This window comes from Dongia mobilis (genome assembly GCF_004363235.1).
In the GTDB taxonomy this organism is placed as follows: Bacteria; Pseudomonadota; Alphaproteobacteria; order Dongiales; family Dongiaceae; genus Dongia; species Dongia mobilis.
Window position 1 is genome coordinate 408,124 of the sequence record NZ_SNYW01000007.1, and the last position, 18,427, is coordinate 426,550.

Annotated in this window: 14 protein-coding genes; 7 read left to right on the forward strand and 7 right to left on the reverse strand. The window is 64.7% G+C overall.

Going from position 1 to position 18,427, the window contains the following annotated elements; translation table 11 throughout:
* Position 1: 1 nt before the first annotated feature.
* Positions 2-1,831, forward strand: coding sequence for a sodium:solute symporter family protein (locus A8950_RS07660; RefSeq protein ID WP_133613036.1), 1,830 nt, complete (start codon positions 2-4; stop codon positions 1,829-1,831).
* A 136-nt stretch (positions 1,832-1,967) separates the two neighbouring features.
* Complete coding sequence (locus A8950_RS07665; RefSeq protein ID WP_208109785.1) at positions 1,968-2,324, forward strand: hypothetical protein; 357 nt, start codon at positions 1,968-1,970, stop codon at positions 2,322-2,324.
* Here the strand turns inward: A8950_RS07665 and A8950_RS07670 are convergent.
* On the reverse strand, positions 2,317-3,018 hold the full coding sequence (locus tag A8950_RS07670; RefSeq protein WP_133613037.1) for an esterase: 702 nt from the start codon (positions 3,016-3,018) through the stop codon (positions 2,317-2,319). The genes A8950_RS07665 and A8950_RS07670 overlap by 8 nt on opposite strands.
* Before the next feature lie 203 nt (positions 3,019-3,221).
* On the opposite strand from A8950_RS07670, the gene A8950_RS07675 reads away from it, so the two are divergent.
* Positions 3,222-5,342, forward strand: a complete 2,121-nt coding sequence (locus A8950_RS07675; protein ID WP_133613038.1) for a DUF294 nucleotidyltransferase-like domain-containing protein — start codon at positions 3,222-3,224, stop codon at positions 5,340-5,342.
* A 4-nt stretch (positions 5,343-5,346) separates the two neighbouring features.
* Here the strand turns inward: A8950_RS07675 and ogt are convergent, their stop codons facing one another.
* The 4 genes from ogt to A8950_RS07695 all read right to left on the reverse strand — a co-directional run bounded on the left by ogt (position 5,347) and on the right by A8950_RS07695 (position 8,836).
* A complete protein-coding gene (gene ogt, locus A8950_RS07680; protein WP_133613039.1) occupies positions 5,347-5,871 on the reverse strand; it encodes a methylated-DNA--[protein]-cysteine S-methyltransferase in 525 nt (174 codons plus the stop codon).
* Positions 5,872-5,881: 10 nt separating this feature from the next.
* A complete protein-coding gene (locus tag A8950_RS07685; protein ID WP_133613040.1) occupies positions 5,882-7,393 on the reverse strand; it encodes a DNA-3-methyladenine glycosylase 2 family protein in 1,512 nt (503 codons plus the stop codon).
* A gap of 89 nt (positions 7,394-7,482) precedes the next feature.
* The gene (locus A8950_RS07690; protein ID WP_133613041.1) at positions 7,483-7,851 is read right to left on the reverse strand and encodes a hypothetical protein; all 369 of its coding nucleotides are present in this window, start codon (positions 7,849-7,851) and stop codon (positions 7,483-7,485) included.
* Between the two features lie 79 nt (positions 7,852-7,930).
* A complete protein-coding gene (locus A8950_RS07695) occupies positions 7,931-8,836 on the reverse strand; it encodes a DMT family transporter (protein ID WP_133613042.1) in 906 nt (301 codons plus the stop codon).
* A 177-nt stretch (positions 8,837-9,013) separates the two neighbouring features.
* Between A8950_RS07695 and ettA the strand changes: the two genes are divergently transcribed.
* The 4 genes from ettA to A8950_RS07715 all read left to right on the forward strand — a co-directional run bounded on the left by ettA (position 9,014) and on the right by A8950_RS07715 (position 15,707).
* Positions 9,014-10,690 (forward strand): energy-dependent translational throttle protein EttA, encoded by a 1,677-nt coding sequence (ettA, locus tag A8950_RS07700; protein ID WP_133613043.1) that lies wholly within the window; start codon positions 9,014-9,016, stop codon positions 10,688-10,690.
* A 127-nt stretch (positions 10,691-10,817) separates the two neighbouring features.
* The gene (locus A8950_RS07705; protein WP_133613044.1) at positions 10,818-11,822 is read left to right on the forward strand and encodes an HlyD family secretion protein; all 1,005 of its coding nucleotides are present in this window, start codon (positions 10,818-10,820) and stop codon (positions 11,820-11,822) included.
* A gap of 32 nt (positions 11,823-11,854) precedes the next feature.
* On the forward strand, positions 11,855-14,578 hold the full coding sequence (gene rbbA, locus A8950_RS07710) for a ribosome-associated ATPase/putative transporter RbbA (RefSeq protein ID WP_133613045.1): 2,724 nt from the start codon (positions 11,855-11,857) through the stop codon (positions 14,576-14,578).
* Position 14,579: 1 nt separating this feature from the next.
* Complete coding sequence (locus tag A8950_RS07715; RefSeq protein ID WP_133613046.1) at positions 14,580-15,707, forward strand: ABC transporter permease; 1,128 nt, start codon at positions 14,580-14,582, stop codon at positions 15,705-15,707.
* Positions 15,708-15,710: 3 nt separating this feature from the next.
* Here A8950_RS07715 and uvrB read toward each other — a convergent pair whose 3' ends face one another.
* On the reverse strand, positions 15,711-17,900 hold the full coding sequence (gene uvrB, locus A8950_RS07720) for an excinuclease ABC subunit UvrB (protein ID WP_133613047.1): 2,190 nt from the start codon (positions 17,898-17,900) through the stop codon (positions 15,711-15,713).
* Positions 17,901-17,970: 70 nt separating this feature from the next.
* Complete coding sequence (locus A8950_RS07725; protein ID WP_133613048.1) at positions 17,971-18,369, reverse strand: MAPEG family protein; 399 nt, start codon at positions 18,367-18,369, stop codon at positions 17,971-17,973.
* Positions 18,370-18,427 lie beyond the last annotated feature (58 nt).

Sequence of the window (18,427 nt, forward strand, 5' to 3'; positions counted from 1 at the left end):
CATGAGTTTTTTCCGATTGCAAGGCAAGTTCACTGACAACCTCGTCAAGATCTACGCTCTCTATACGGGCGGATTCCTGGCGTTCGTCGTCCTGATGGCCATTTTCGAGCAGATGGGCATGACCGCCGATACCATCGGTCTTTGCTTCGTCGGCTTTACAATCTTCATCTATGCGTTGATCGGCTGGCTGTCGCGCACCATGCAGGTCGATGCCTATTACGTCGCTGGCCGCGAAGTGCCGCCGGTCTTCAACGGCATGGCGACAGCGGCGGACTGGATGTCTGGCGCTTCCTTCGTCGCCATGGCGGGCGGCATCTATATGGGCGGCCATCCCTACCTTGCCTTCGTCGTCGGCTGGACCGGCGGCTATGTGCTGGTGGCCATCCTGATGGCGCCGTATCTGCGCAAGTTCGGCTGCTACACGGTGCCTGATTTCATCGGCACCCGCTATGGCGGCAATGTGGCGCGCTTTTGCGCCATCGTCGTGCTGATCGTCGCGTCCTTCACCTATGTGACGGCGCAGATCGACGCCACCGGCACGATCGCTTCTCGCGTGCTGCAGATTCCCTACGGTGCCGGCGTCTGGTTCGGCCTCGTCGGCATCCTGCTCTGCTCGATGCTGGGCGGCATGCGGGCTGTCACCTGGACCCAGGTGGCGCAGTACATCGTGCTCATCATCGCCTACCTGATCCCGGTCTTCTGGATGTCGATCCGCCAGGATTTCGGCTGGTTCCCGCAGCTTTCCTATGGCGACGCGGTGGCCCGCATCCAGGAATTGGAGCCGATGCTGCAGGTGGGTACGCTGAAGCCGACCGAGACCATTGCCGGTGTCGCGGCGCTTACCAACCTCCATGCCAATCCCGGCGATTCCGCCCTTGCGGCCTGGAAGTTCGTGACGCTGGTCGCCTGCATGATGCTCGGCACCGCCTCGCTGCCGCACATCCTGATGCGCTACTTCACGACGCCGACCGTCAAGGCGGCCCGGTCGTCGGTGGCGTGGTCGCTGTTCTTCATCACGCTGCTCTATTTCACGGCGCCGGCACTCGCCACGCTGACCAAGCTGCAGATCCTGGATCCGAACCTCGCGACCAGCATCATCGGCAAGGCCATCGCGGACGTGCAGGCCCTGGAATGGATCCAGAAATGGGGTGCCGTCGGCATGCTGGCCGTCTCCGACTCCAACGGTGATGGCATCCTGCAGATCAACGAGTTCTTCCTGCGTCCGGATATCGTGGTTCTGGCAACGCCGGAGATCGCCGGTCTGCCCTATGTCATCTCCGGCCTCGTGGCTGCGGGCGGCATGGCGGCGGCGATGTCGACGGCGGACGGTCTGCTGCTCGCCATCGCCAATGCGTTGTCGCATGATCTCTACTACAAGATGATCGACCCGCATGCGGAAACGAAGAAGCGTCTTATCGTCGCCCGCATCCTGCTGGTCATCATTGGTGCGGCCGGTGCCCTTGTGGCCAGCCTGAAGCTTACCGGCATTCTCGGTGCAGTGGCTTGGGCCTTCTGCTTCGCGATGTCCGGTCTCTTCGTGCCGCTGGTCCTGGGCGTCTGGTGGAAACGGGCCAACCGGCCGGGTGCTATCGCCGGCATGATTGTCGGTCTCGGCAGCGGCTCGCTCTACCTCTACCTCGTCAAATGGGGCGGGATGACGCCGTGGATCGGTCTTGACGATCTGCGCTTCGGCATCGTCGGTGTCGTGTGCAGCGCCGTCGCGATGGTGGTGGTGACCCTGATGACCAAGGAGCCGGAGAAGGAGATCCAGGACATGGTCGACGAAGTCCGCGTTCCCAGCGGCGCGACCATCCTCAGCTCCAGCCACTAAGCATCTGTTGTCCATCTGCCGGGGAGAGAGTTTCTCTCCCCGGCTTTTTTTGCCCGGCTTTTTTGCCCGCCTTTTTATTGCGGGGCGTTCACGTGTATGCTGACGCGCAAGCAACCGGGTGGGGAGACCAGTTATTGTGACGACCGAACTTCCGATGTGGGCGGTCGCCCTCGACTACATCCTTGGCATGATCATGTGGACCCTGATCGGCCGCTTCGGCATGAGGATCTTTCTGCCGGAGGACAGTAAATTCTTCTTCATGCGCTTCTTCGTGCGCATCACCGATCCGCTGCTGCGGCTGTTCCGGCCGATCACGCCGAAATTCCTGGTGCCGATGCTGGTGCCGCTTTATGTCGCCTGGTTCTTCTTCATGATTCGCTTCTACCTGATGCCCTGGCTGCTCGGTTATTCGGTCATGGGCATGCTCTCCTTCCCGCTGGAAAGTGAGATTGCGCAGGGGCTCTACGCCACCTTCGGCGGCTGGTTCAGGTAGAGGACGGCGTTTCGCGCAGCGCCGGGGCAAGCTCGTCGTAGCGCAATGATGCCCTCAGGTCGCGGCGGATTTCCTGCCAGCGGAAGCGCACCGAGTTGAGCACGATCGGTTCGTCCAGTTCCTTGAGGTGGTCGACGATCGGCGCCCATTTGACGACGGCGGGCGGGCTTTCGACGAAGATGGTGGCATCATCGGGGATGGCATGCCACAGCGCGCCGGCAAGGCGCTGCCGCAAGGCATCGCACCCGGCTGTGAATTCGGGGCCGGAATCCTCGGGCCGGCCGGTACGCGCCAGGATGTCGTCGACCAGCCCGCTCACGAAACGGCCGGCTGCCGCAGCTTCGCCGGGCAGGTTGCGTGCCAGCAGGCCGCCGGCATAGAGGCTGATATCGCCCAGGCAGGCGAGCCAGATCTGCCATTTGGCGATGTTGATTGCGCGCACGAATTCTGGATTCTCGAACAATACCGGATAACGCTGGCCGGCACGGGTGCGCAAATAGGTATAGAGCGACATCTGTGCCACGAAGGTCGCTCGTGTCTCAAGGAAACGGGCCAGGCCGGCCGCATCGGCAATCGGCTCATGGCGCAGTTTGCGGCCGAGCCCGAGATAGCTGCGGAACAGCGGCCAAATCTCCTGCGGCCGGCGCAGCAGATGCCAGATCTTCTCCAGAGGGCGGGGCGCCGCCGCATTCATCGTTGGTTCCTTCAACGGTCGGGCAAGGGTCGGGCCATGACGATGCCGTGCGCCAGGCCGCGATGTGGGCGCTCATTTGGCCCTGTCGATTGATGCCGGTCAAGCCGCTATCAGGTCCGCTGTGGTCACGCTGATGGCGCCGGGCATTCGGGTTATTGTAGATTGGCGCTTGTCACAAGAACGAAGCAGAAGGCAGGGTCCCGATGCAGGCTGTCACTGGTGCCGTACCGCTCTTTGCGCTGCCCGCCGTGGCGCTCGATCTGGAGACCACGGGGCTCAATGTCGATACGGCACGCATCGTGCAGGTTGGCGCGGTGCAACTCTGCGCCAAGGCTGCCGCTGCGGCGGCGCCATTCGACAGGCTGGTCAATCCGGGCCTGCCGATTCCGCCCGAATCGGCCGCCATTCACGGTATCACCGATGCGGCCGTCACAAGTGCACCGGCTGTCGGCGATTTGTGGCCGGACCTTCTGGCCTATCTTTCCGGACGCGTCGTCGTCGGCCACACCATCGCCTATGATCTGACCGTGCTGGAGCGCGAGGCGACGCGCCATGGCCTGCTCTGGCAGCGTCCCCGATCGCTCTGCATTCGCAAACTGGCGGCAATCGTCGTGCCGGGATTGCACGATCCTTCGCTCGACAAGCTGGCGTCCTGGCTCGGCATCGAAATCGACCAGCGTCACTCTGCTCTCGGTGATGCCAAGGCGGCCGGGCAGATCTACCAGAAGATGGTGCCGCTGCTCTCCGAGCGCGGGATCCGCACCCTGGCCGAGGCGGAACGCGCCGTCCTGGCGCGTGCACCGCAGGTGGAAAAGGAGGCTGCCGCCGGCTGGGTTGCCACGCCAGCGCCGGATGCCGAGGCGATCCTCGCCAGCGCCGGGCAGTACGACACCTATGCCTACCGCCACGCGGTCGGCGACATCATGGCGCGCACGCTACTGGTGGTCGGCGGCGACACCGGCCTGCGGGAAGCCATGAAGAAGATGGCCGAGCGCGGGGCAAGCTCGGTGCTGGTCGCCGACCCGCCGGAGGGTGGCCGGCCGCTCGGCGCCTATGGCATCCTGACCGAGCGCGACGCGCTGCGCCGGATTGCGGCGGATGGCGCCGCGGCGCTTGAGCGGCCGGTCGCCAACATGGCCAACCGGCCGCTCATCAGCATTCGCGAAAAAGCCTATGTCTATCGCGCCATCTCGCGCATGCGGCGACTGAAGGTGCGGCATCTGGTGGTGGTGGACGATGTCGGCGATGCGGTTGGCATGATCTCGGCGCGCGATCTGCTGAAGCTGCGCAGCGAGCCGGCGATCGCACTCAGTGATGCAATCAAGGAGGCGCAATCTGCCGGCGACATGGCGGTCGCCTGGGCGGGGCTTGCCGGAGTCGTGCGCTCGCTCACCCACGAAGGCCTCGACGCCCGGACCACGGCGCGAATCGTGTCCGAGGAACTGCGCAGCATGACCGAGCGCGCTGCGGAACTGGCGCTGGCGGAGATGCGCAGCGAAGATTTCGGCGAGGCGCCCTGTCCGTTCGCGGTCATGGTCCTGGGCTCGGGCGGACGCGGCGAAAGCCTGCTCAAACCGGATCAGGACAATGCCATCGTCTTTGCCGAGGGCGATCCGGATGGGCCGCAGGACCGCTGGTTCGCCGAACTGGGGACGCGCATGGCGGCCATCCTCGACCAGGCCGGAATCCCCCTCTGCAATGGCGGCGTCATGGCGAAGAATCCGCCCTGGCGCGGCTCTGCCGCCACCTGGCGCGCGCGCATCGAGGGCTGGGTGGCAAGTGCGCGGCCGGAAAACCTGCTCAATGTCGATATCTTCTTCGACCAGGCGGCTGTCTTCGGCGCCCGGCGCCTCGCCCATGACCTCTTCGCCCATGCTTATGCGACCGGCAGCGCCAACCCGGTCTTCGCCAAGCTGCTGGGGGCAAAGCTGGACCGCATCGCCAACCCGTTCGGCTTCATGGGCCGTCTCGCGGGGGAGGATGGCCGCCTTGACCTCAAGCTCCATGCGCTGTTCCCGATCGTCAGCGCTGCCCGCACGCTCGCGATTCGCCACAATCTGCCGGCGCATACCACCAGCGAGCGCCTCGCCAGGCTGGCGGCGCGGGGTGAAGGGGATACCGCGCTGCTGCGCGCACTGGCCGACGACCACGCCTTCTGCCTGTCGCTGATCCTGCGCCGCCAATCGCGTGCGCTGCTGTCGGGGGAAAAGCTCAACAACGAGATATTGCTGTCGGAACTTTCACGGTCGGAGACCAATCGGCTGCGCGATGCGCTGAAGCGAATCCAACTGCTGCCGGATCTGGTGCGCGACCTGATGTTCTGAACGCCTACTCGGCTGTCTCGCACCCTTCATGAGCCAGCAGCCAGCGTTTGCGATGAATGCCGCCGCCATAGCCGGTCAACGACCCGTCGCTGCCGATGACGCGGTGGCAGGGAACGACGATGCTGATCGGATTGGCGCCATTGGCAAGGCCGGTGGCACGCACTGCCCGGGGCCTGCCGATGCGCCGCGCGAGTTCGGCATAGGAGATCGCCCTTCCGGCCGGGATGCGGCGCAGTTCGCGCCAGGCCGCGTGCTGGAACGGGGTGCCGTCGGTCGCGGTTTCCAGCGGTTCGATTGCGGCAAGGTCGCCCTTGAAATATGCCTTGAGCGCCCGCGACAGGCCGTGCGGGTCGCGCCTCGGGTGCAGGTCGAAGCCGTGCCGGCAATGGCGCGCGAGCAAGGCCAGCATGCGCCCCTCGTGGTCGGTCCAGTCGACGGCCCGCAGCTTTCCGGCCTGGTCCGCGATGATGACCAGCTCGCCGATCGGTGTCGGGATGCGGTCGACGAGCAATTGTTCGGAACCTGGCATGCTGCTCCCTTCAGGCGGCGGGGTCGGCGGCCCAGAGATGCTGGGCGGCATAGGCACGCCACGGGCGCCATCGGGCCGACATGGCAAGCAGCGCCTGCGGCGTCGGTCGCTGGCCACCGGGTGGCGTGGCGCCCCGCAGCAGGCCGACATCGCTCGCCGGGAAGGCGTCGCTCTCGCGGATGACGCGCAGCGCGATATAGTGCGCACTCCAGTCGCCGATGCCGCGGATACGGCACAACCGCGCCACCGTCTCCTCGAGGCTGCTCATCGGGCGGAAAAGGTCGGCATCGGCCGTCGCCGCTGCAGCCATGGCACCGAGCGTTTGCCGGCGCGCACCCGGCATGCCGAGCGATGAGAGGTCCGCCGCCAGGAGCTGCTCCGGGGTCGGAAAGCAGCGCGCCAGATCGCCCATCCTCAGTTCCGGCGGCAGATCGCTGCCGCACAAGCCGACCAGCTGTGCCGCCAGCTTGCGCGCGGCGGCAATTGTCACCTGCTGGCCGAGGATGGCGCGGATCGCCAGTTCGAAGCCATCCCAGCCGCCGGGTACACGAAGGCCGGGCCGCGCCGCAATCAGCGGTGTCAGCAGCGGATCCTGTGCCAGATGCGCGCCGATCATGACCACATCCGCATCCAGGTCGAAGACCCGCCGGATGCGCCGCACAATGGCAGGCAGCGCGGTCAGGTCGGGAAAGCGGATGCGGGCGCGCAGGCTGGCCTGCGCCGGCCGGTGATCGATCGTGACGGTGCCGGCCCCGCCGCCGATCCGGACGGCGCGGCTGTAGCTTTGGCCCGTGACCAGTTCCAGCCCCGGAATGGCGCGGGCGCGCAGGAATGCCAGCATCGCCGCCCAGTCATAGGGCGGGCGATAGCGCAAATGCAGGGTGACGCTGCCACCCTCGCCGGAAGCCGTCTTGCGGCGTCGCAAGGCACCGGGGGGCCTGCCATACATCTGCCGGAAGGTCTCGTTGAAGCGCCGCAGGCTGCCGAATCCGGCGGCAAGTGCCACATCGGTCATCGGCAGATCGGTGTCATGGATCAGCTGCTTGGCGAAATGCACCCGCCGCGCCTGGGCTACGGCGATCGGCACGGCGCCGAGATGCGCATTGAACAGGCGTCGCAACTGCCGCTCGCCGATGCCAAGCCGAGCGGCCAGTGCCTCTACACCGGCGCCCTCTCCGTCGAGGGCGCCGTCGGCGATGAGGGCGAGGCCACGCGAAACGGTGCTGGATGTCCCGGCCCAGGCACCGGTCTCCGGGGCGGTTTCCGGGCGGCAGCGCAGGCAGGGACGAAAGCCCGCCTCCTGTGCCGCGGCGGCCGATGGGTAAAAGCGGCAATGCGCGAATTTCGCCGTCCGCGCCGGGCAGACCGGCCGGCAATAGATTCCGGTCGAGGTCACGCCGACAAAAACCCGCCCGTCGAACCGCGCATCGCGCGTTTCAATGGCCCGGTAGCAGGCCAGCGGGTCGAGGGCGATCCAGTCGCCGCTCAGCGCTTCGGGAGGGTGATTTTCGTCGATATCCATGTGCCAAGCATGCCACGGCGCCAGCCCGGCTGCTCGCGGTTTTCGGACATGGACAGGTCAGCCGTGTTTCTGCGCGGATTTCGCCCGGCTCAGTCGACGATTTCGTAGGGCAGAATCTCTGTGGTGCCGCGGGCAAACAGGACGCATTTCAGCTTCTCCTGCTTGCACATGTCGTTGGCAAGATTGATGGTGGGACCGGTGCAATAGTCGGCCGACGGCGGGCAATAACTCCAGCGCGAACCGACGCCGACATCGTTATGCAATACGACGAGGAATGCCCCTTCCTTGCGCACGCCACCCTGCATGCCGAGATATTCCTGATAGGCGGACCAGACGTTCTTGGTTATTTTGAGCGTCTTGCCCGGTGGATAGCTGAGGGATTCGGGCGTACCGCAAGCGGTCATGGCGGCGAGAATGGCGATCAACGCCACGAATTTGCGTCCCGACTCAGCCCACATCGATAGATTCTCCAGTTTCCGAAATACAGTAACTGAAAATTAGATAATCAGTCATTCCTGATCAACTGAAAAATGTCGATCAGGAATGCTCGCCGGTAACGCTGGCCGGCAGCCTTCGCACCCGCTCGCGATAGGAGATGTAAAGCGCGCAGGAAATAAGGATGCCGACGCCGAGGAAGGTCCAGCGGTCGGGGAAATCACCGAAGAAGTACCAGCCGGCGACCACCGCCATGATCATCTCGGCATAGGCGAAGGGCGCCAGCAGCGAGGCCTCGGCATGGTCATAGGCCTTGACGATGAGCGAGTGGCCCGCGGTGGCGATGAGCCCCAGCAGCAGGAACAGGCCCCATTGTTCCAGCGTCGGCGCCTGCCAGAAGAAGATGACGGCGACCGACATCAGCACAGAGCCCGCCACATTGGTATGGAAGGTGGTGACCATCGGATGGGCGCGGCCGGACATCTTGCGCGTCAGCAGCATGTAGATGGCAAGCGAGGTGCCGGCGGCGAGCGCCATCAGCATGCCGGGATTGAACTCCTGGAATCCGGGCCGGATGATGACCAGCGTGCCGACGAAGCCAACCAAGACCGCGATCCAGCGGCGGATGCCGACCTTTTCGCCGAGGACCAGCGGCGACAGCAGAGTGACGATGAGGGGCTGCACGAAGAAGATCGCCAGCGTATCGGCGATGGGCAGGAACTTCAGCGCCCAGAAGAAGAAGAACGTGGCCCCGCACAGGAAGATGCCGCGCCAGGTATGCATCCAGAACGGGTCCGGTAGCAGGCCCCTTGGCCCGCCATACTTCCAGGCAACCGGCAGGGTAATGAGCATGCCGAAAAAGAGGCGCGCCCAGACGATCTCGACAATCGGCATGTTCTGCTGCCCCAGGAACTTCGCCACCACGTCCAGGAACGGCAGGATCGCCATGGCGGCCAGCATCAGGCCGATGCCGAGAAGGGGATGCGAGGATGTGGTGGGGGCGGGCATGCGGAGAGTGCACTCTGGGCAGGGGATTTTTGTCGCCGCACCTTAGCCGGGAACGGGCACCTGGTGAAGGCGCGCCCGCTCGGGGGTTCCGCCCGGCTTGGCAATCGTCTAAGAAAGCGCCCAAACCTGTATTCGGGTCCTGAAACGGGCCCTCGCAACTCTGGTTCGGAGCAGAAAATGGCGGCGTATCAATACATTTACGTGATGAAGGGCCTGTCCAAGGTCTATCCCGGTGGCAAGAAGGTGCTGGACAATATCTGGCTGTCCTTCCTGCCCGGCGCCAAGATCGGCGTGCTCGGCCATAACGGCGCCGGCAAATCGACGCTGCTCAAGATCATGGCCGGGATCGACAAGGATGTCGGCGGCGAAGCCTGGGCGGCGGATGGCGTCTCGGTCGGCTATCTCGCCCAGGAGCCGCATCTCGATCCGGCCAAGGACGTGCTCGGCAACGTGATGGACGGCGTCGGCGCCACGGCGAAGCTGCTGGAGGAATTCGAGGCGGTCTCCAACGCCATGGCCGATCCCGATGCCGATTTCGACACGCTGCTGGCCAAGCAGGCGGAACTGCAGGAGAAGATCGACGCGGCCGATGCCTGGGACGTGCAGCGCAAGGTCGAGATCGCCATGGACGCCCTGCGCTGCCCGCCCAGCGACGCGGACGTCACCAAGCTCTCCGGCGGTGAGCGGCGCCGGGTGGCGCTCTGCCGCCTGCTGCTCTCCAGCCCCGACATGCTGCTGCTCGACGAGCCGACCAACCATCTGGATGCGGAATCGGTGGCCTGGCTGGAGCGCTTCCTGGAGGACTACAAGGGCACGGTGGTTGCCGTGACCCATGACCGCTACTTCCTTGACAATGTGGCGGGCTGGATCCTGGAACTCGACCGCGGCCAGGGCATTCCCTTCGAGGGCAATTACTCCGGCTGGCTGGAGCAGAAGTCGAAGCGCCTTGAGCAGGAGCAGAAGACCGAAAGCGCCCGCCAGCGCACCCTGGAGCGCGAGCTGGAATGGATCCGGCAGAGCCCGAAGGCGCGCCAGGCGAAGTCGAAGGCCCGCGTCAGCGCCTATGAGGCTTTGCTGGCCCAGCAGAACGAGAAGGCGCAGGAGAACGCGCAGATCTATATCCCTGCGGGCCCGCGCCTCGGCGACCTGGTGATCGAAGCGGAACATCTCAACAAGGGCTTCGGTGACCGCTTGCTGATCGAGGATCTTTCCTTCCGCCTGCCGCCGGGCGGGATCGTTGGCGTGATCGGGCCCAACGGCGCCGGCAAGACGACGCTCTTTCGCATGATCACCGGTCAGGAGACCCCGGACAGCGGCAGCTTCAAGGTCGGCGAGACGGTGAAACTGGGTTACGTCGACCAGTCGCGCGACAGCCTCAATCCCAACAAGACGGTGTGGGAGGAGATCTCGGACGGCCATGACGAGATCGAACTCGGCAAGCGCAAGATGCCGAGCCGCGCCTATGTCGCCGGCTTCAACTTCAAGGGTGTCGACCAGCAGAAGAAGGTCGGCCAGCTCTCGGGCGGCGAGCGCAACCGCGTGCATCTCGCCAAAATGCTGAAATCCGGCGCCAACGTCCTGCTGCTTGACGAGCCGACCAACGATCTCGACGTCGACACGCTGCGGGCGCTAGAAGAGGCGCTGCTGGACTTTGCCGGCTGCGTCGTTGTCATCAGCCATGACCGCTGGTTCCTCGACCGCATCGCCACCCATATGCTGGCCTTCGAGGGCGACAGCCATGTCGAATGGTTCGAGGGCAATTACCAGGATTACGAGGCCGACCGGCACCGCCGCCTCGGCACCGATGCCGACCAGCCGCACCGCATCAAATACAAGCCCCTGGTGCGGGCCTGACCCGTCGCGCTGACTTGATCCAAATCAAGGCGCTTGCCGCCACGTGCTGACATGAGAAGATGGGGCCGGGCAATCGGCCCCATCGTCATTTTTCCATGCGCGCAACTCGGACAAGCGGCGGTCAAGCATGCGTCTTTTATATGTCGTCCTCGCGTTGCTGGTAGTCGGTGCCGGCAGCGCCTTCTATGTCTTCTGGAAACAGCAGCAGGCCGAGGCGGCGCTCATCGGATTTGCCTATGCCAATGGCCGCATCGAGGTGGAGCGCGTGGCGGTCGCGACGAAATATGCCGGCCGCGTTGCCGATATCCGGGTCGTCGAGGGGGATTTCGTCAAGACAGGCTCAATCGTCGCCGAGATGGATGTCGCGGAACTGCTGGCGGAACTGGCTGAGGCCAAGGCCAATGAGCGGCAGGCGGTAGAGGGAATCGGCCGGGCCGAGGCGGATGTCGGCATCCGCCTGGCGGATCTGAAGCTGGCCGAGATCGAGCTCGAACGCGCCATCACGCTGCAGAAGAAAAATGCGGGGCCGGTAGCGGAAGTCGACCGCCGGCGCGCCCAGCGCGACGTTGCTGCCGCAGCACTCAAGGGAACCCGCGCCTCGGTCGAAGATGCCAAGGCTGCTGCCAATGCCGCGGCGGCGCGTGTGGCGCGCCTCGAGGCCGTCATCGCCGATATGACGCTGAAGGCACCGACCGATGGCCGGGTCGAGTACCGCCTGGTGAAAGCGGGCGAAGTGCTGGCCGCAGGCGGCCAGGTGGCGACACTGCTCGACCTCGCGGACGTGCATATGGTGGTTTTCTTTCCGACCGCCGTTGCCGGCCGGATTGGCGTTGGTGGAGAGGCGCGCATCGTCCTCGATGCCGCCCCTGAATATGTCATCCCCGCTACGGTCAGCTTTGTCGCCGCCGAGGCGCAGTTCACACCGAAATTCGTCGAAACCAAGGCGGAACGGGACAAACTGACCTATCGTGTCAAGGTCGAGATCAGTCGTGACATCCTCGATACCTATCGCGACTACGTGAAGGCGGGGCTGACCGGCAACGCCTATCTGAAGGTCGATGCCGCCGCGCAATGGCCTGATTTCCTGGCGCCGAAACTGCCGCCGGCACCGGATGGCGGTGCCAGCCAGTGACGCTGGCGCCGGCAGCGACCGTGACGCCACCCATGGCAGTGCCCATGGCGATCCGGCTCGAAGGCGTTCACTATCGCCATAACCGGCATTTCGGCCTCGCCGACATCTCGCTGCAACTGCCGGCCGGTACGTCGCTCGCCATCATCGGGCCCGACGGCGTCGGCAAGTCGACCCTGCTTTCGCTGATCGCCGGCACGCGCCGCATCCAGGACGGCCGGGTCGAGGTGCTGGGTGGTGACATGCGCCGCCGCCGGCACCGTGGCTTGGTGGCGCCGCGCCTTGCCTATATGCCGCAGGGCCTCGGCAAGAACCTCTATCCCAGCCTGTCGGTGGCGGAGAACATCGATTTTTTCGCCGGCCTCTTCGGTGTCGCCGATGGCGAACTCGAGATGCGGCGCCAGCGCGTTCTCGCTGCCACCGGCCTGGCGCCGTTTCCCGATCGGCCGATGGGCAAACTATCCGGCGGCATGAAGCAGAAGCTGGGCCTCTGTTGCGCGCTGGTGCACGACCCCGACCTATTGATTCTTGACGAGCCGACCACCGGCGTCGACCCGCTGTCGCGGCGACAGTTTTGGCAGTTGATCACGGATATCCGTGCCGAGCGGCCGCAGCTCACTCTGGTGGTTGCCACCGCCTATATGGAGGAAGCGGCGCTCTTCGACCGCATTGCCGTGATCGATGACGGGCGTCTGATGGCGCTGGGATCGCTCGCCGAGATTCTCGATAAGACCGGCACAAACTCGCTCGATGACGCCTTCGTGGCGCTGCGCCATGGCGGTGACGCAGCGACCCCCAAGGCGGCCTGGCAGATGCCGCCGCGCCGCCCCGCCGATGGCGACCCGGTGATCGAGGCGTCGGAGCTGACGCGCAGGTTCGGGGATTTCGTCGCGGTCGATCGTGTCAGTTTCCGCATCGAACGGGGCGAGATTTTCGGTTTCCTCGGCTCCAATGGCTGTGGCAAGACCACCACCATGAAGATGCTGACCGGCCTGCTGCCGGCAAGCAGCGGCGAGGGTCGGATGCTGGGCCGACCCATTGCTGCGCAGGACCGGACGACGCGGCTCCAGATAGGCTATATGTCGCAGAGTTTCTCGCTCTACGAGGAGCTCAGCGTACGCGCCAATCTCGATTTGCACGCCCGGCTTTACCAGATCCCGGTATCGGAGCTTGCCGCCCGCCTGGACGAGGCGATGGCGCGCTTCGATCTTGTCGGTTTTGGCGAGCGGACGCCGAAGGATCTGTCGCTGGGCCAGCGCCAGCGCCTGCAGCTGGCGGCCGCCTGCCTGCACAGGCCGAGCGTCCTCATCCTCGACGAGCCGACCTCGGGCGTCGACCCCGAGGCGCGGGATGCCTTCTGGCGCCAGATTGGCCGGCTGGCGCGCGAGGAAGGCGTCACGATCTTTGTCTCGACCCATTTCATGAGCGAGGCGGCGCGTTGCGACCGCATCTCCTTCATGCATCGCGGCCGCGTCCTCGCAGTCGGCATGCCGGAGGAACTCGCGCAGGCCCATGGCGACGGCGATCTCGACGAGGCCTTTGTGCGCCTGATTATGCGCGAAGAGGTAGAAGCGCCGCCGCCGGCGGTCGCGATCGCGCCTCGCCTGCCGCCGGCCGCAAGGTGGAACCTGCCGGCTCCCCTGCGGCGCATCGGCGTCTTTGCGCGGCGCGAGGCGCTTGAGCTCCGCCGCGATACCGTGCGCCTGACCTTTGCCCTGCTGGCGCCGCTGTTTCTCCTGATCTGCTTCGGCTTCGGCATGTCGTTCGACGTCGAGAACCTGCGTTTCGCCGTGCTCGACCGAGACCGCTCGCTCGACAGTCGCGCCGCCATGGAAGGCTTTAGCGGATCGGCCTATTTCATCGAGGGTGACCCGATCCGGGATTTGAATGATCTTGACAGGCGCCTGCAATCAGGTGACATCCAGGTGGCGATCGAGATCCCGTCTGATTTCGGCCGTGAGCGCATGCAGGGCCTGCGGCCGCAGATCGGTGTCTTCATCGACGGCAGCTTCCCGTTCCGTGGTGAGACGACGCGCGGCTACGTTCAGGGCATCGCCCAAGTCCATGCCGAGGAACTCGTCCGCCAGACTGTCGGGAGGTACGAGGTGCCGGTCGGTATCGAGCTGGTGCCGCGCTTCCGCTACAATCAGGATTTCAAGAGTGTCGTCGCCATTGTGCCCGGGATCATGATGCTGCTGCTCATGCTGATTCCGGCGATGCTGACAGCACTCGGCGTGGTTCGCGAGAAAGAGCTGGGCACGATCGCCAATCTCTATGCCTCACCCGCCGGAATCAGCGAATTCCTGATGGGAAAGCAGTTGCCCTATATCGCCATCGGCTGCTTCGCCTTCCTGCTGATGAGCCTTATGGCGGTGCCGATCTTCGGCATCTTTCCCAAGGGCAGCCTGCTGGCACTGGCGTTAGGTGTCGTTCTCTATCAGGCGGCGGCAACCGGGTTCGGCCTCCTGATCTCGGCCTTCTGTTCGTCACAGGTTGCGGCGATCTTTGCCGCCGCCATCCTGTCGGTCATTCCGGCGGTCAATTTCTCCGGCCTGCTCTACCCGACTGCGACGCTGGAGGGTGCTGCCAAATGGATCGGCCTCGGCTTTCCCGCCTCCTGGTATCAGACTATCAGCCTCGGCGTCTTCACCAAGGGATTGGAACTTGCCAGCTTCGGCAAGGAGTTCGCCATGCTGGCGGCCTTTGCCGTCGCCTACCTCCTTCTGGCGCGCCTATTCGTCCGCAAGCAGGAGCGCTGAGATGAGGCTGTGGCTGCGCAACGTATTTCGCCTGGGCCTGAAGGAGATGGCCGCCTTGGCCAAGGATCCGGTGCTGCTGGGCCTGATGGCCTTCGTCTTTACGGTTTCGGTCTATACCGTGGCGCACGGCGTGCGCACCGAGGTGCGCAATGCGGCAATTGCCGTGGTGGACGGCGATGGCTCGCAGCTTTCCCGCCGCATCATCGAGGCGCTGCAGCCACCCTACTTCCTGCGCCCGTTGCTGATCGACCGGCATGAGGTGGACGCCGGGCTTGACCGAGCGCTGTTCACCTTCGCCCTCGACCTGCCGCCCGGCATGGAGGCCGATCTGCTGGCCGGCCGTACCCCAATCGTCGGGCTTGCCGTCGATGCCACCGCGATGACCCAGGCCGGCATCGGCACGCGCTATATCAGCGAGATCGTCAGCCGTGAAACCGACGTCTTCCTCGGGCGACACAATGTCGCCGAAAGCCTGCCGGTGGAACTCGTCATCCGCGCCTATTTCAATCCCAATCTCGACTCCGCCTGGTTCATGGCGGTGATGCAGGTGGTGCAGAACATCACCATCCTGTCGATCATCCTGGTCGGGGCGGCCGTGATCCGCGAGCGCGAACGCGGCACCATCGAGCACCTGCTGGTAATGCCGGTGACCGCCTCGGAAATCGCCGCGGCCAAGATCTGGGCCAATGGCCTTGTCATCCTCTTCGCCGTCGCCCTGTCGCTGCATTTCGTGGTCAATCTCGGCCTCGGCATCCCGGTGGCGGGCTCCAGGCTGCTGTTCCTCGGCAGCGCTGCCTTCTATCTGTTCGCCACGACGGCGATGGGCATCCTGCTGGCGACCTTCGCCAATTCGATGCCGCAATTTGCCCTGATGGCGATTCCCTGCTTCGTGGTGATGAACCTGCTTTCGGGGTCGACCACACCGGTTGAATCCATGCCGCTGTTCTTCCAGATAGTGATGAAGGGACTGCCCTCGACCCATTTCGTGGCACTGTCGCAGGCGGTGCTATATCGCGGTGCCGGCATCGACGTCATCTGGCCGCAATTGGCGCTGATCGCCTTCCAGGGAAGCGTCTTCCTCGCCCTGGCGCTCGCCCGCTTCAAGGCGATGCTGGCGCGGCAGGCCTGAGCATCATCGCCGCCGGTTCTTCTTGTCCTTGAAGCGCGGCGCTTCGCCGGGACGGCCGGCCTTGGATCTTGCGCGCGGGCGATCCGGCAGCGGCTTGCCGGCGGCATCGAGCCCGCCCTTGAGCCCGCCCGTAGTGGTCGGAATTTCTAGATCCAGCGCTTCCAGCCGCTTGATCTCGTCACGATAGCGGGCGGCTTCCTCGAACTCCAGATTGCCGGCGGCATCGCGCATCTTCTTCTCGAGTTCGGTGATGGTTGCGCGGAGATTGTGGCCGAGCAAGTGCTTCTCGCCGAGGATGCCGGTATCGACCGTCACATGGTCGGACTCATAGACCGATTCCATGATGTCGGCGATGTTCTTGCGCACCGATTCCGGGGTGATGCCGTTTGCGGCGTTGTAGGCCTGCTGCTTCTCGCGCCGACGGCTGGTTTCGTCGAGGGCGTATTGCAGGCTGTCGGTGATCTTGTCGGCGTAGAGCAGGACGCGACCCTCGACATTGCGGGCGGCGCGCCCGATGGTCTGGACGAGGCTGGTGCGCGAGCGCAGGAAGCCCTCCTTGTCGGCGTCGAGGATACAGACCAGGGCGCATTCCGGAATGTCGAGGCCCTCGCGCAGCAGGTTGATGCCGACCAGCACGTCGAAGGCGCCGAGGCGCAGATCGCGGATGATCTCGATCCGCTCCAGCGTCTCGACATCGGAATGGATGTAGCGCACGCGGACACCGGCATCGTGCAGGTATTCGGTCAGGTCCTCGGCCATGCGCTTGGTCAGCGTGGTGATAAGGACGCGGTGGCCAAGCCGCGCCGCCTCCTTGCACTCCGCCACCACGTCGTCGACCTGGGTTTCGGTCGGACGGATTATGCAGACTGGATCGATCAGTCCGGTCGGGCGGATCACCTGTTCGACGAAGGCGCCGCCGGTCTGGTTGAGTTCCCAGTTGCCGGGCGTCGCCGAGACCGAGACCGTCTGCGGCCGCATGCGCTCCCATTCCTCGAATTTCAAGGGGCGGTTGTCGCAGCAGGAGGGCAGACGGAAGCCGTATTCCGCCAGCGTCGATTTCCGGTGCCAGTCGCCCTTGAACATGCCGCCGATCTGCGGGATCGTGACATGGCTCTCGTCGACGAAGATGAGGGCGTCGGCCGGCAGGTATTCGAACAGGGTTGGCGGCGGTTCGCCCGGCTGGCGGCCGGTGAGATAACGCGAATAGTTCTCGATGCCGGCACAGGCGCCGGTCGCCTCGATCATTTCCATGTCGAAGGTGACGCGCTGCTCGAGGCGCTGCGCTTCGAGCAGCTTGTTCTGCGCCTCGAATTCCTTCAGGCGTACTTTCAATTCCTCGCGGATCTGCTTCACCGCCTGGGTGAGGGTCGGCTTGGGGGTCACGTAATGGCTGTTGGCGTAGATCTTGATTTCGGCCAACTCGTCGGTCTTCTGCCCGGTCAGCGGGTCGAACTCGACGATGCTCTCGATCTCGTCGCCGAACAGCGAGAGGCGCCAGGCCCGATCCTCCATATGCGCCGGAAAGAGTTCCAGCACGTCACCCTTGAGGCGGAAGGTGCCACGATAGAAGGCGGTCTCGTTGCGCTTGTATTGCAGTTCGATCAGTCGCCGCAGCAGCGTGTTGAGATCGACGCTGTCACCCGGCTTCAGGGTGATGGTCATGGTGGAATAGGTTTCCGGCGCACCGATGCCATATATGCAGGAGACCGAGGCGACGATGATGACATCGCGGCGCTCGAACAGGGCGCGCGTCGCCGCATGGCGCATGCGGTCGATCTGCTCGTTGAGCGAGCTTTCCTTCTCGATATAGGTGTCGGTGCGCGGGACGTAGGCTTCCGGCTGGTAATAATCGTAGTAGCTGACGAAATACTCGACTGCATTCTCCGGGAAAAAGCTCTTCATCTCGCCATAGAGCTGGGCCGCCAGCGTCTTGTTGGGCGCAAGGACCAGGGCCGGGCGCTGCACCTGCTGGATGACATGGGCCATGGTGAAAGTCTTGCCGGAACCGGTGACGCCAAGCAGCACCTGGTCGCGCTCCTCGGCCTCGATCCCGGCCACAAGCTCGGCGATCGCCTGCGGCTGGTCGCCGGCGGGGGTGTAATCCGACACCAGCTTGAACGGCCGGCCGGGCAGAGTTTCGCCGGCACCGATGGCGCGCTCCTGAACGACGGGATCTGCGGCGAGCGGTTTCATGTCCGGTTTATACCAAGCAAGGGGCGGGAGCGATCAAGGGCCCGTCCCGCTATATGGGCATGCGCCACGGTCAGAGCAATTGCAGGAATATGACAACCAGCCCCGCCATGGAGACCAGCCAGAGACCGGTGCGCAGCCAGGGAATCCCGATCAAATAGACGATGGCATAGGCCATGCGCGCCCAGAAGAAGAGCTGTGCGCCGAGGGCGGTCATCTCGTTGGCGCGCCCGGTGACATGCGCCACCAGGACAAGTGCCGCAAACAGCACCAGATTTTCCAGCATGTTGCGATGGGCGCGGCCGGCGCGGCCGGCGAAGCCGGTGGCCGCCGGCAGGTTGTCGCGATTGCCGGCCAGCGCGGGCAGCCCGACCAGCGGCGCCCTGGCGCTGGCTGCCACCAGCATCTGCACCACGCAAAGGGCGACCGACCAGACGAGCAAGGTGAGGTCGAGGGAAAGTGGAACCGGCATGGCAAGCCTCCTTGAAGCGGGATGCGATACGCTCAGGCTAGGCCCGGCGCCGAGTCGC